Origin of the sequence: Kribbella capetownensis (assembly GCF_004331485.1) — a bacterium.
GTDB lineage: Bacteria > Actinomycetota > Actinomycetes > Propionibacteriales > Kribbellaceae > Kribbella > Kribbella capetownensis.
On sequence record NZ_SJKD01000001.1, the window covers coordinates 1153832 to 1167735 of the forward strand.

At 68.4% G+C, this 13904-nt stretch carries 12 protein-coding genes; 8 read left to right on the top strand and 4 right to left on the bottom strand.

Annotated features, from left to right (window positions below; genetic code table 11):
- The first annotated feature begins 25 nt into the window (after positions 1-25).
- From E0H75_RS05700 to E0H75_RS05715, 4 genes are all read left to right on the top strand, one after another.
- Positions 26-925, top strand: a complete 900-nt coding sequence (locus E0H75_RS05700) for a carbohydrate ABC transporter permease (RefSeq protein ID WP_131511997.1) — start codon at positions 26-28, stop codon at positions 923-925.
- Positions 922-1821: a carbohydrate ABC transporter permease gene (locus tag E0H75_RS05705; RefSeq protein WP_131511999.1), complete on the top strand. Its 900-nt coding sequence runs from the start codon at positions 922-924 to the stop codon at positions 1819-1821. Before E0H75_RS05700 ends, E0H75_RS05705 begins: the two co-directional genes overlap by 4 nt.
- Before the next feature lie 141 nt (positions 1822-1962).
- The gene (locus E0H75_RS05710) at positions 1963-3597 is read left to right on the top strand and encodes a hypothetical protein (protein WP_238162852.1); all 1635 of its coding nucleotides are present in this window, start codon (positions 1963-1965) and stop codon (positions 3595-3597) included.
- 325 nt (positions 3598-3922) lie between these two features.
- A complete protein-coding gene (locus tag E0H75_RS05715) occupies positions 3923-5701 on the top strand; it encodes an NHL domain-containing thioredoxin family protein (RefSeq protein ID WP_131512001.1) in 1779 nt (592 codons plus the stop codon).
- A gap of 11 nt (positions 5702-5712) precedes the next feature.
- Here the strand turns inward: E0H75_RS05715 and E0H75_RS05720 are convergent, their stop codons facing one another.
- The 3 genes from E0H75_RS05720 to E0H75_RS05730 all read right to left on the bottom strand — a co-directional run bounded on the left by E0H75_RS05720 (position 5713) and on the right by E0H75_RS05730 (position 9120).
- Positions 5713-5961, bottom strand: a complete 249-nt coding sequence (locus E0H75_RS05720) for a DUF6458 family protein (protein ID WP_131512003.1) — start codon at positions 5959-5961, stop codon at positions 5713-5715.
- 202 nt (positions 5962-6163) lie between these two features.
- The gene (locus E0H75_RS05725; protein ID WP_131512004.1) at positions 6164-6934 is read right to left on the bottom strand and encodes a DUF4097 family beta strand repeat-containing protein; all 771 of its coding nucleotides are present in this window, start codon (positions 6932-6934) and stop codon (positions 6164-6166) included.
- Between the two features lie 326 nt (positions 6935-7260).
- Positions 7261-9120, bottom strand: a complete 1860-nt coding sequence (locus E0H75_RS05730; RefSeq protein WP_131512006.1) for an acyl-CoA dehydrogenase — start codon at positions 9118-9120, stop codon at positions 7261-7263.
- A 93-nt stretch (positions 9121-9213) separates the two neighbouring features.
- Here E0H75_RS05730 and E0H75_RS05735 point away from each other — a divergent pair, with 93 nt between their 5' ends.
- Positions 9214-9735: a histidine phosphatase family protein gene (locus tag E0H75_RS05735; protein ID WP_131512008.1), complete on the top strand. Its 522-nt coding sequence runs from the start codon at positions 9214-9216 to the stop codon at positions 9733-9735.
- On the opposite strand, the gene E0H75_RS05740 is transcribed toward E0H75_RS05735, so the two are convergent.
- Positions 9732-10646: an endo-beta-N-acetylglucosaminidase H gene (locus E0H75_RS05740; RefSeq protein WP_131512010.1), complete on the bottom strand. Its 915-nt coding sequence runs from the start codon at positions 10644-10646 to the stop codon at positions 9732-9734. The genes E0H75_RS05735 and E0H75_RS05740 overlap by 4 nt on opposite strands.
- 232 nt (positions 10647-10878) lie before the next feature.
- Between E0H75_RS05740 and E0H75_RS05745 the strand changes: the two genes are divergently transcribed.
- From E0H75_RS05745 to E0H75_RS05755, 3 genes are read left to right on the top strand one after another with little or no spacing between them, the layout of a single operon-like run.
- Complete coding sequence (locus E0H75_RS05745; RefSeq protein WP_131512012.1) at positions 10879-12177, top strand: MFS transporter; 1299 nt, start codon at positions 10879-10881, stop codon at positions 12175-12177.
- Position 12178: 1 nt separating this feature from the next.
- Positions 12179-13339: an anhydro-N-acetylmuramic acid kinase gene (locus E0H75_RS05750; protein WP_131512014.1), complete on the top strand. Its 1161-nt coding sequence runs from the start codon at positions 12179-12181 to the stop codon at positions 13337-13339.
- A gap of 15 nt (positions 13340-13354) precedes the next feature.
- Positions 13355-13873: an AAA family ATPase gene (locus E0H75_RS05755; protein ID WP_238162853.1), complete on the top strand. Its 519-nt coding sequence runs from the start codon at positions 13355-13357 to the stop codon at positions 13871-13873.
- Positions 13874-13904 lie beyond the last annotated feature (31 nt).

Here is a 13904-nt window from a genome sequence, read left to right on the forward strand (position 1 = left end):
TCCGACCCGGCTGGGAGGACTGAACGTGCACGGAAGAATCCGCACCTGGGGACCTGGCGCCCTGGTGCTGCTGCCGACCGTGCTCTTGCTCGGGTACTTCGTCTACGGGCTGATCGCGTGGTCCTTCAACACGTCGCTGACCGACCGGCACACGGCCCGCAAAGGCCCGGCCCACTACGTCGGCTTCGAGAACTACGTGAACCTGTTCGGCGAGGACCGGTTCCTCAACTCGCTGAAGAACCTCGGCGTGCTCACGGTGGCGTTCATCGTGGGCACGCTGATCTTCGGCCTGCTCTGGGCCCTGCTGCTGGAGAAGGGGGTCACCGGCGAGGGCGTGTTCCGGTCGATCTTCCTGTTCCCGATGGCGATCTCGATGATCGCCTCGGGCGTGGTCTGGGGCTGGTTGCTGAACCCGTCCCAGGGTGACGACGCCCGCGGCCTGAACCGGCTCTTCGCGATTCTCCATCTGAACTTCCTGGAGAATCCGTGGTGGACCGCGGGGAGCAGATGGACGACGATGGCGGCCATCGCCCTGCCCGCGGTCTGGCAGATGTCCGGCTACATCATGGCGCTGTTCCTGGCCGGCTTCCGGGGCATTCCGCCGGAGCTGCGCGAGGCCGCCCGGGTCGATGGCGCGAGCGAGTTCAAGCTGTACCGGTACGTGCTGTTCCCGCAACTGTCGCCGATCGCGTTGTCGGCGCTGATCATCCTCGGCCACATCTCGCTGAAGCTGTTCGACCTGATCTACGCGATCACCGGGCCGAACCAGTTCCGCACCGAGGTGCCGTCGATCTACATGTGGAACACCTTGTTGCGCAGTGATCAGGCCAAGGCGGCCGCGATCGCGATCGTCCTGCTCGCGTGCGTCGCGGTCCTCGTCATCCCGTACCTCTCGTGGACCGCCCGGCAGGAGGCCAAGCAATGAGCACCGCAGAAGCCGCCACCGGTCAGGCCGCCGCGGCGCTCACCCGCAAGCCGCGGCGCAGTACGATCGCCGACGGTTCGACCCGGCGCAGCCGGACCTTCCGGTACCTCTTCCTGCTGCTCTTCCTGCTGTTCGTGCTGACTCCGGTGTACGTCGTCGTGGTCACCAGCTTCAAGACCGCCAGCGACACCACGGCCGCCGCACAGTGGTCGTTGCCGGAGACCTGGACGCTGGAGCCGTGGAGCAAGGCGTGGGACGTGCTGCGGCCGTACATGATCCGGTCGCTGTCGCTGGCGATCCCGGCCGCGATCATCTCGTCGATGATCGGTTCCGCGAACGGGTTCGTGCTGGCCCGCTGGCGGTTCCCCGGCGCGAACATCGTGTTCGCGTTCATCCTGTTCGGGATGTTCATCCCGTACCAGGCGGTGATGCTGCCGCTGCGGACGACGTTCACCGAGCTGGACGTGACCCGGGGTGTGCCGACGCTGATCATCGCGCACTGCATCTACGGCATCCCGATCTGCACACTGATCTTCCGGAACTACTACGCCACGATCGTGCCGACCGAGATCATCGAGTCGGCCCGGGTGGACGGCGCCGGACTGATCCAGACGTACGCCCGGATCATTCTGCCGATCTCGATCTCCGGGTTCGTGGTGACGTTGATCTGGCAGTTCACCTCGGTCTGGAACGACTTCCTGTTCGCCCTGTTCCTGACCCAGCAGAACAACGGTCCGGTGACGTTGGGCCTGGCGGCGCTGTCCGGCGGCCAGAAGGTCGACTACGCGGCCAGCATGGCCGGCGCGCTGATCACCTCGTTCCCGACCCTGCTGGTCTACATCCTGCTGGGCCGCTGGTTCATCGGCGGCCTGATGGCGGGTGCCCTGAAGGGCTGACCGGCAGGACGACGTACGACGCGGCCCGTGCTACTCCAAGCACGGGCCGCAGTCGTTCCGTGACGGCGTGTCGAGCTCGTTGTCCACAGGACGCGCGCAGGGGCCTGCGGCGGACTGGGACTGGACGGTAATGTCGCGGACGTGACCAAGTCACCACGAGGCCGGGACGGACGGCGCAGCCACCTGCGGCTGGTCGATTCGGCGCCGGGCCCGACCCACGGACCCACGGCTGGTGTCGACGTCGACACCACGCCGAGCGTCGCCGTGCTGGAAACCCTGCTGGAAACGCTCTCCCTGGACCTGGCCGCCGCGCCGCCGGCGCTGCACCCGGTGATCGCCGAGGCCTCCGTCGCGCGGTCCGCGGCGATGCTCGCCGACCAGCTCTGGCCGGCCGGAAGGCCGGACGAGATCGGCGAGGTCGAGCGGTTCTTCTGGGCCGATGCCGCGCGGGTGCTCGGTGAGCGCCGCGACCTCGAATCCTTTGTCCTGCTGACGAGTCTGGCCCGCACGGTCGGTCCGGCCGGGCGGTTGCCGCTGCAGCGGGCACACCTGTCCCGGCTCCGCACCGAGGCCGAGGTGCCGGAGTGGGTGACCCGGATCGCCGGCTTCCGGCTGACCAGCGCGATCGTGTCCGAGGACATCAGCGGTGACGGGCTGAGCGTCGTACTGGACTACGACGACGACCACCATCCGCACACCGTGGTGGTGTTCATCGACAACAACATCGGCGCGATCGTGAAGGACGTGTTCGTCGGACCGCCGGTGGACCGGGTGCTGGAGGCGTACCAGCGCGGTGGCCGGGTGACGATCCGGTCGGTCCGCCCGCCGACCGCGGCCGGGATCATCCTGCAGGCGCTCGGCGAGACCAACGACTACGACGATCCGCCGGTCAGCGAGGACTTCGAGTTCTTCTCGGCCCTGCTGGTGAACCGGCTGACCCAGTTGCCGGAACGCCCGATCCGGCCTCCCGTTCGCCCGCTGCTCTCCCCGCGGCAGCGCGATCAGTTGGTCGACGATTTCCTCGGGTCGCCGTACGGCGCGGGCCTGTCCGGCGACGCGGCGGACATCGTGCGGCTGTGGATCGACCATGCGGTCGACCACACCGTCGGCGGTCCGCTGCGCGTGAGCGCCGTACTGGTCGAGCTGTTCCTGGCGCACTGGCTGCCCCGGAAGGTGCTTGCCGACAGCACCTACTTCGAGGCCGTGCCGGTGGTGGTCAAAGCCTGGCTGGGATTCGCGGGGGATCGGACCCAGTTGGCGCTGGACGCCATCGATGAGGCTGTCGACGCGGTGGACGTGTGGACACCCGCCCTGGAGGCCGCGGCGATGGTCGACCCGGTCGGCTCGAAACCGGGCGAGCGGGTGTTCCTCGACGACACCACCAATGACCTCGAGGACGCCTACCGCGCCCTGTCCGGTCTCGGCTCACCGCCACAGCCCGATCTGCACGGCCTGGACAAGTCCCAGGCCGCCACCTTGTCCGTCCTCGCCCCGCACGCCTGGCTGATGGCCGGCGAAACCTTGGGCAACGCCTACGCTCCCGACGCCTTCGACATCGCCGAGCGCCTGGTCCGCGAGGCCCCCGACCTGCTCGCCAAGGCCCGCCTGTCCACTTGGCCGCGCGCCATCGTCTGGCTCCTGGCCCACCGCCACCGCCTCGTCGGCCCCGGCGAACCCCTCACCCCCTACGCCCTCGCCGCCGACCTCTCCTCATCCCCCGCCACCCTCCGCAAAACCGCCAAACTCCTCACCGACACCCTGGTCCTACCCCGCTGATCACACCCCGCCGTCCGCACCCACCCCGCCGTCCCCGCACCCCGCCGTCCCTGCACCCCGCCGTCCCCCGCCGGCCCGCCACCCCGCCGGCCCGCCACCCCGCCCGCGCCGGTTCCGCGAGTGGCATTTGAACGGATATCCCCTCGCGTTGCCGGTTCTCCCCCCGTGATACGAGCTGAGAACCGGCAACGGCAAGGGATATCCGCTCAAATGCCTGAAGTCAGGGTGGGACGGGTGGATCCCGGATCCCGGATCTTGGATGGCGGGCCTGCCCGCAAGGCGGGGCTGGGGCTGGTGTGCTTGTGCCGAGGCGGACAATGGCGGCATGCATGTGCGTGCGCCGGAGCTCAAGGGTCGTGGGTGGTTGAACACCGGAGGGCGGGAGCTGTCGCTCGCGGACTTCCGGGGGCGGTTCCTGTTGCTGGACTTCTGGACGTTCTGCTGCATCAACTGCCTGCATGTGCTCGACGAGTTGCGGCCGCTGGAGGAGAAGTACGGCGACGCGCTGGTGATCGTGGGCGTGCATTCGCCGAAGTTCGCGCACGAGGGCGAGGAAGTGGCGGTCCGGTCCGCGGTCGAGCGGTACGAAGTGGGCCACCCGGTGCTCGACGACCCGGAGCTGGTGACGTGGCAGAACTACACCGCCCGGGCCTGGCCGACGCTGGTCCTGGTCGACCCGAACGGGTACATCGTCGCGCAGTACTCCGGTGAAGGACACGCGCACGCACTCGATGCCCAGCTGGCCGAGCTGATCGAGGAGCACGAGCGCGCCGGCACACTGACCCGAGGCAAGTCGCCGTACGTCGCTCCCGCGCCGGAGCCCACCGACCTCCGCTTCCCGGCCAAGGTCGTTGCCCTCGACAAGGGCTTCCTGGTGGCCGACGCCGGGAACCACAGCATCGTCGAGCTCGCCGAGGACGCGACCACCGTCGTACGCCGGATCGGCACCGGGCAGCGCGGATTCGCCGACGGCGACGCACAGGCCAGCTTCTCCGAGCCGAACGGGCTGACGCGGCTCCCGGCCGACGTCGCGACCAAGCTCGGGTACGACGTCGTCGTCGCCGACACGGTCAACCACGCGCTCCGCGGCATCGACCTGGCGACCGGCCGGGTCACGACCCTCGTCGGCACCGGCAAGCAGTGGATGGACGGCGACGGGACCGACGTACTGAGCTCGCCCTGGGACGTCGCGTGGTGGCAGGACAAGGTCTGGATCGCGATGGCCGGAGTCCACCAGTTGTGGACGTACGACCCGTTCACCAAGGTGACGGAGGTTGCCGCCGGCACCACGAACGAGGGTCTGAAGGACGGCGCGCCGGCCGAGGCGTGGTTCGCGCAGACCAGCGGCCTGGCAGCGGACGGGGACCGGCTCTGGCTGGCTGATTCCGAGATCTCCGCGCTGCGCTGGATCGACACCGAGGTCCACACCGCGGTTGGCACCGGCCTGTTCGACTTCGGCCTGCGCGACGGCAAGGCGAGCGAAGCCCTGCTCCAGCACCCGCTCGGCGTGACCGCTCTCCCGGACGGCACGATCGCGATCGCCGACACCTACAACGGCGCCGTACGCCGCTATGACCCACGCACCGACGTGGTCGACACCATGGCCACCGGGCTGGCCGAGCCCAGCGGTGCCGTTGTCATGGGCAACGAACTGCTGGTGGTCGAGTCGGCGGCCCACCGGCTGACCCGGATCCCGCTCGGCGCGTCGGCGAAGGTGGACGAGTTCAGCACCAGGACCCAGCGGCCGCCGATGGAGGTCAGGGGTGGGGACGTGACGCTGGAGGTCGTCTTCACACCACCGCCGGGGCAGAAGCTGGACGATCGGTACGGACCGTCGACCCGGCTGCTGGTGTCCTCGACACCGGAGAACCTGCTACGTGAAGGCGCCGGCGACTCCACCGAGCTGAGCCGCCGGCTCGTCATCGACGAGCGGGTCGGGGACGGCGTACTGCACGTCGCCGTCCAGGCGGCCTCGTGTGACGACTCGGCCGAGGTCGAGTTCCCGGCCTGTCACATGCACCGCCAGGACTGGGGCGTCCCGATCCGGGTCACCCCGGACGGCGCCGCCCGCCTCGAACTGGTCCTGTCGGGCGCCACCGTCTAACCGCGCTCCCGCTACTCCTTGATGTCGCGGTGGTGTTCCTCGACGACGCGGTACTCCTCCTCGACCGCGGGGTCGATCGCGTCGGTCTCGACGCGGCGGCGCCGGTTCGTGATGTAGAAGGAGAGCAGGATGCCGGCCAGACCCGCGAGCATCAGGATGTAGCCGACGGCGGTCAGGTCGACCGCGTCCCACGAGTCCCGGACCGCGAACGCCAGGATGGCGCCCACCACCATCAAAAAGATCCCCACACCGATGCTCATGCGCGTCCTCGCTTCGCTCCGGGCGCGCACGAGACACGAGGTGCGCTGCCCTGGATGATGTGCTCGCTCCGCTCGCCCATGCCGAGCCTCCTAGTGAAGTCGCCGTACATCCTCGACGCTACTCCGCGTTGGCGGCGTTATCCATCAACACCCGATGTCGCTTGCGCCACCCCATCTGTACCCGGAGGGTAAACACGGACCGTCAGTGTGCGTGGAGCTCGATGTCACCGGAGACCGTGGTCGCCTCGAGGGAGTGAGACCCGTCGGCGTCGTTGCCGAGCTGGTTCTCCACCTCACCGCTGCGGGTGTCGGTGCTGACCTTGTAACCACCCGACGGCGCGGAGATCTCGATGTCGCTGCTGGTGCCCTTGGCCCGTACGTCGTTCGCCTCGCTCAGGTCGAGTTCGATGTCGCCGGAGGTGGTCTCGACATTCACCGGGCCGCCCTTCAGGCCGCGCGCCTCGATGTCGCCGGAGTTCGCCGTCACGTCCAGCTTGCCGGTCAGATCCGACACCTCGACGTCGCCGGAGGTCAGGTCGAGCTTCACGTCACCGCTGATGTCGCTGAGTTCGATCTTGCCGGACGTCGACTTCGTGTCGACGCCGCTGACGCCGGCGATGGACACGTCACCGCTGCCGTTGTGGCCGATCACCTTGGTACCGCGCGGGACGGTCACCTCGAAGTCGGCGCTGCACTGCCAGCCGCAGTCGCCGTCGAGCTTCAGGGTGCCGTTGTCGACGGAGTACGCGTCGCCGTGCTTCCAGAGCCAGTACTTGCGCTTCTCCTGCACAGTGGTCCGGTCGTCGCCGGACACCTTGATCGTGACGTCGGCGTTCTTGGCGGCCAGTTCGACCGTGGTGATCCGATCGTCGATCGTGTGGGTGTCGTCGGAGTCCCGGTCCCCGAAGGTCCAGAACGCCAGTCCCGCCGCGACCACCAGGAGCACAGCCCCCAGTTGCTTGCTCTCCGCCATCGTCCGCCTCTTCTTCTACTGCCCCGCCACGTTGTCCGCTCGACAGTAGGCCGACCTGCGGTGCCGCAGGATCCGGCAGATCCCCCGACGCGTCCCTGAGGGCTTCCTGAGGTCACCCCCGGCGTACGGCGGGGGACAGGGGACGGCCCTGGCTCGGACAGGGGAAGCCAAGCCAGGGCCGTTGTGTTGCCACGGGCAGAAACGCTCCTACAAACAGCCGTTCCTCACCAGGGCAGATCGTGGGGGCAACCCGGGGCAGATCCATCTGCCCCGGAACCGGGCCTCCGGCTCGACCCGCGCAAGTGGTCGAGCCGGAGGGGTTCGGGTCAGAAAGCGGATTCGGGCAGGTCCATGATGTCGAGGTCGGTGAGCTCGGCCTTGATCCGCTCGGCCCGGACCGTCGGCATGGTGGAGCGGACGAACCACTGGGCCGCGGCCACCTTGCCGGTGTAGAAGTCCAGGTCGGCGGCGGAGAGCTCGCCACCCAGCTTGTCCAGGGCGACCTCGGCCTGCCGCAGCATCAGCCACGAGCAGACCACGTCGCCGAGCACGTACAGCAGCCGCGAGGTGTTCAGGCCGACCTTGTAGATGTTGCGCGGGTCGCCGTTCTCCGCCTGCGGGTTGCTCGCCATCAGCGCCTGGCCCATCACGCCCAGGATCTTCTGCGCGTCCTCGAGGCCCTTCGCCAGCAGGCCGCGCTCCTCCTTCAGCCGGCCGTTGCCGGCCTCCGAGGCGACGAAGCCCTGGATCTGCTCGGCCAGGTGACCGAGCGCCTTGCCCTGGTCCTTGATGATCTTGCGGAAGAACAGGTCCTGGCCCTGGATCGCCGTGGTGCCCTCGTACAGGGTGTCGATCTTGGCGTCCCGGACGTACTGCTCGATCGGGTAGTCCTGCAGGAAGCCGGAGCCGCCGAATGTCTGCAGCGACTCGGTGCCGAGCAGGGTCCACGACTTCTCCGAGCCGTAGCCCTTGACCAGCGGCAGCAGCAGGTCGTTCACGCCCTCGGCGACCACGTCGTGCTCACCGGCGTACCGGGCCTGCTCGGCGCGGTCCTGGTACGTCGCCGTGAACAGCACCAGCGCCCGCAGCGCCTCGGCGTACGCCTTCTGGGTCATCAGCGACCGGCGGACGTCGGGGTGGTGGGTGATGGTGACCCGCGGCGCGTCCTTGGCCGGCTGGGTCAGGTCGGCGCCCTGCACCCGCTCCTTGGCGTACTCCAGCGCGTTCAGGTAGCCGGTGGACAGCGTGGCGATCGCCTTGGTGCCGACCATCATCCGCGCGTACTCGATCACCTGGAACATCTGTGCGATGCCGTCGTGCACCTCGCCGAGCAGCCAGCCCTTGGCCGGTACGCCGTCGCCGAAGGTGATCTCGCAGGTGGTGGACACCTTGATGCCCATCTTCTTCTCGACGTTCGTGACGAAGGCGCCGTTGCGCTCCCCGGTCAGCTCGCCGGTCTCCAGGTCGAAGTCGTACTTCGGGACCACGAAAAGGCTGAGGCCCTTCGTACCCGGACCGCCGACACCGTCGATGCCCTGCGGCCGCGCCAGCACCAGGTGGATGATGTTCTCGGTCAAGTCGTGCTCGCCCGAGGTGATGAATCGCTTGACGCCCTCGATGTGCCAGCTGCCGTCCTCCTGCAGCGTGGCCTTGGTGCGCCCGGCACCCACGTCGGAACCGGCGTCCGGCTCGGTCAGCACCATGGTGGCGCCCCAGCCACGCTCGATGATGTGGTGCGCGATCTTCTGGTCCCGCTCGGTGCCGTTGCGCCAGAGCACGTGCGCGAAGTTCGGGCCGGCGGCGTACATGTGCACCGCCGGGTTGGCGCCGAGCACCAGCTCGGCGGCGGCCCAGCGCAGCGACGGCGGGGTCGGCTGTCCGCCCAGCTCGGCCGGCAGCTCGAGCTTGAACCACTCGGCGTCCATGTAGGCGTGGTAGCTCTTCTTGAACGCCTCGGGCATCCGGACCTCATGAGCCTCGGGGTCGAACACCGGCGGGTTGCGGTCGGCCTCGGCGAAGGACTCGGCGAGCTCGTGCTTGGCCAGCCGGTCGATCTCCGCCAGCACCGCACGCGCGGTGTCGACGTCCATGTCGGCGTACGGGCCCTGCCCGAGCACCGCGTCACGGCCCAGGACCTCGAGCAGGTTGAACTCGATGTCCCGCAGATTCGACTTGTAGTGGTTCACAGGGTTCCCCTACCTCTTCGCAGCGCAATACTCACGAGTAACTTGAGTATATACCGGCCGGTAACGAAGGCAAAGTGAGATTAGGTGTGAGGTGTGACCACGACACTGATCTACGAGACCCACTCGATCACCCTGGACAACGAGCGCGGCATCTCGACCGGATGGCTGCCGGGGCAGCTGTCGCAGGCCGGGATCCGGCAGGCGATCGCGATCGGCCCGCGCCGGCGCGACGTCGATGTCGTCTTCAGCTCCGACCTGCGGCGGGCCGTCCACACGGTCGAGCTGGCCGGCCTGAGCGCGCCGCACTTCCAGGACTGGCGGCTCCGCGAGTGCAACTACGGCGAGCTGAACGGAGCGCGGTCGGGGGCACTCGAGCCGCGGGCCGAGCGCGTCGGAACGCCGTTCCCCGGCGGGCAGAGCTACGCCGACGTCGTCGAGCTGACCCGCTCGTTCCTGGCCGACGTCAAGCACTGGTACGACGGCCAGAAGGTGCTCGTGGTCGCCCACTCGGCGAACCGGTGGTCCTTCGAGCACCTTCTGGGCAGTCGCGCGCCGATCGAGGAGCTGATCGCCGCGCCGTTCGACTGGAAGCCGGGCTGGGAGTACGAGTTCTAAGGCGTGTAGACGGCGGCGCTGCCGTAGAGCTCCTGGGTGAACGCCGAGATGTAGGTGTGGGTGTCCGCCGACGTCAGGTTGTAGGTGAGGAAGACGCCGTACCCCTCGTCGACCGTGCGCTGCGCGAGGCCGGCCGCGGTCGACGAGCTCGTCGCGGTGTACGAGATGGCGGCCGGGGAGAGGCGGGCCTTCGACGTCGGGCCGCTCGGGACACCCCAGGTGCCGTAGTACGGGTTCCAGGCGTAGTCGAAGGTGTTGGCGATGCTCTGGCCGTTGTAGGTCAGCCGGTCCGAGGCCGGGCCGATGTCGTAGAGCGTGATCAGCTTGGTCGGCAGCTTCTGGCGCAGCGCCTGGACCAGGTAGACGAAGGAGAAGTCGTTCGGCTGGCCGGTGCCGTTGTTGCCGTACTCGACGTACTCGTCGTCGAAGTCGATACCGTCCAGGCCGTACTGGCTGACCGCGTCGGCGAGCTCCTGTGCGAATGCGTCGGCGGCCTGCTGGGACGGGAAGTTCGCGAAGCCGGCGCCCTGGTGGTTGCCGAGGATCGAGAGCAGGACCTTGATGCCCTTCTGCTGCAGCGGGCGGACCTGGGTGGCCACGTTGTCGAGCACGTTCTGCACGTTCTCGTTGAAGGACAGGTAGGCCTTCGTACCGTCGTAGTTGATATTCGCCGCGAAGATCACCGCGACGTCGAACACCTGCGCGCCGCCGCTTGCCAGCGTGTACTTCGCGACGTTCGTCATGGGTTCGTTGTTGACCTCGACGTACACCACCGAGATCGGGCCGTTCTTGCGGGCGCGGCACCGTTTCGGCTGCGCCTGGGCCGGCAGCGCGACCCCGGTGGTGGCCGCCGCGGTGCCCGCGGCCAGGGCTGACAACAGGGTCCTTCTCCGCATGAGCTGTGGACTCATCGATCGACTCCTCGTCAAAGGTGGGCGGTGCGCTATATCGGTTAAGTCCAGTTCGCCGCCTGGCGGCATCCGCAGGCGGTGAGTGGAGATAAACCGGTATAGCGTCACCGATCATCGATGGGCGCTCACCCGGTGTCAAGGCCTCCGGGGGTCGCGGTGGCGGTGACTGATGGACCAAGATGGATCCAGGGGCGGGAGAAACCTACGGGGGCCAGGCAGGAGAGGACCCGAGGTGAGCACTCCAGCAGCAACCGGCCAGGTCGGTACGGCGCGGACGCGGCGATCACTGGTCGCCGGGACGGTCGGGAACTTCGTCGAGTGGTACGAGTTCGGCGCCTACGGTTTCTTCGCGACCGTGATCGCGGCGAACTTCTTCAGCAGTACGTCGACCAGCGACGCGGAGAGTCTGATCAAGACCTACGCCTCCTTCGCGCTGGCGTTCTTCTTCCGTCCGATCGGGGCCGCGGTGTTCGGCCGGGTCGGCGACCGGATCGGCCGGCGGCCGACGCTGATCCTGGTGCTGCTGCTGATGGCCGGGTCGACCACGCTGATCGGCGTACTGCCGACGTACGAGACCATCGGGGCGGCTGCGCCGTGGCTGCTGACGCTGGTGCGGGCGCTGCAGGGGCTGTCGGCAGGTGGTGAGTTCGGTGGCGCGGTGTCGATCCTGACCGAGTTCGCGCCGAAGACGAAGCGTGGGCTGTACGGCGCCTGGCAGTCGTTCACGGTCGCGCTCGGACTGCTCGCGGGAGCGGGGTTGGCGGCGATCCTGGCCACGACATTGAGCAAGGAGGCGCTGAACGACTGGGGTTGGCGGGTGCCGTTCCTGGCCGCGCTGCCGCTCGGCCTGGTGGCGCTGTGGCTGCGGCTCAAGTTGGAGGAGACGCCGAACTTCGCGCGGGTCCAGAAGCGTGAGCCTGAGCCGGCCGCGGTGGGTGAAGTGGCGAAGGCGATTGCCCTGGGCATCGGTCGGCTGATGGGCTGGTCGGCGGCGGGCTACACGTTCCTCGTGGTGATGCCGTCGTACTTGCAGGCCACTCTGCACGCGACGTTCCAGCAGGCTCTGGTTGCGACGGTGCTGGCGAATCTGGGGTTCGCGTTGTCGATCCTCCCGGCCGGGTGGTTGAGCGACCGGATCGGGCGGCGGCCGGTGATGGCGACCGGCGCGGCTCTGGTCGTCGTACTCGCGTTGCCGTTGATGAACCTCTTGCAGGACAAGGAATCCGGGAACGCAGCCAAGGGGATCGCGGTGTTCGTGGCCGGGCTGGTCGTGGGGCTGATGGCCGGGCCGGGGCCGGCGATGCTCGCGGAGATGTTCCCGACCCGCACTCGCTACACCGGCCTCGGGTTGGCGTACTCGCTGTCGAACGCGGTGTTCTCCGGATCGGCCGGGCTGATCATCACCGAGCTGATCAAGCGGACGGACAACATCGACATTCCGGCCTGGTATGTGATGGTGACGTGTGCGGTCAGCGTTGGCGCGCTGCTCACCTTGCGCGGAGACGACCACCGACGGGAGTTGCGGGACTGACATGCGAGTCATCGGCCTGATGTCCGGGACGTCGTACGACGCCATCGACGCTGCTGCGGCGGACCTGCGGCTGGACGGGGACGAGTTGGTGCTGACCCCGCTCGGGATGCTCAGCCAGCCGTACTCGGACGACCTGCGCGCTGCTGTGGCCGGGTCGTTGCCTCCAGCAAGTACATCGATGGAGCAGGTGTGCCGGTTGGACACGGGGATCGGACAGGCATTCGCGGACGTCGCGCGGCAGGCGGTCGAGCAGCTGTGCGGTGGGTACGCCGATCTGATCGTTTCGCATGGGCAGACGGTGTTCCACTGGGTCGAGGGCGGCACGGTGCGCGGGACGTTGCAGTTGGGGCAGCCCGCGTGGATCGCTGAGGCGACTGGCATTCCGGTGGTCTCGGATCTGCGGGCCCGGGACGTGGCGGCTGGTGGGCAGGGTGCGCCGCTGGTCAGCATCATCGACGTGCTCTGGTTGCGCGGGCGGTCCGGCGTACCGATTGCTCTGAACCTTGGTGGGATCGCGAACATCACCGTCGTGCATGGTGAACCTGTTGCCTTTGACACCGGTCCGGCGAATGCACTGATCGACGCGGTGGTGGCCGAGCTGACGGGTGGACGGCTCGGGTTCGATGCGGATGGCGCGATGGCTGGGCGTGGACGGGTGTATCCGGAGCTGTTCGAGCGGTTGCTGGCCGAGCCGTACTACGAGCGGGCGGCGCCGAAGAGCACCGGGAAGGAGTTGTTCAACCTCTCCTATCTCGCTCGGGCCTTGGAGGGTCTGCCTGATGTGCCGGCCGACGATCTGGTCGCGACGGTGACCGCGTTGACGGCCCGGACCGTGGCGGACGCCGTACGACGGTATGGCGGGACCGAGGTGATCGCGTCCGGGGGTGGGATCCGTAACCCGGTGCTGATGCATCTGCTGGCGGGGGAGCTCGGGGCGGTGCCGTTGCGCAGTACCGACGAGCTGGGGTTGCCGTCGGCGGCGAAGGAGGCGTACGCGTTCGCCGTACTCGGGTTCCTGACGGCTCACGGACTCGGCGGGACGGTGCCGAGTTGCACGGGCGCGCGGCACTCGAGCGTGCTCGGGTCGATCACTCCCGGCCTGCGCGGACTACCTGAGGCTGAGCCTGACGTGCGGCCTCCCGTGCGTCTCTTGATCCAGTGACCCCACACTAGGACTGTGACGAGGTTGTTCGTGGTGACAGGTGCACCCGGGGCCGGGAAGACGACGGTCGTGCCGGAGTTGGTCCGGCTGAGCCCGGGAAACATGGTCGTGATGGACATGGACGAGTTACTGGACGATCACGGCCGGTTGCTCGGAATCAACATCGCCAGCCCGACGGCGGCGCCGATCTGGCCGGCGTACAACGCGCTCTGGCTGCGCATCACCGAGCTGATCAGGCGGTCGGGCATCCCGGTCCTGCTGCTGTCGCCGCTGTTGCCGGCGGAGCTGCCGGAGGGCCGATGGCTGCATCTCGACTGCTCGGACGCGGTACGGCGGAAGCGGCTGGCCGGGCGTGGTTGGGCCGAGGCGCAGATCGAGGAGGCGCTGGCGGACGCGGCCGAGATCCGCAAGCACGTGCCGCGCTCGGTGCGCGGCGACGTGTCGCCGGAGCGGTCCGCCAAGGGCATCCTCGACTGGATCCGCGGCGAGCGCTTCGGCAAGACCCTGAGCCTGTGGGGCCGGCTACGCAGTTGACGCCCGTCGACGCCGGTCGCGGAGTTGACCG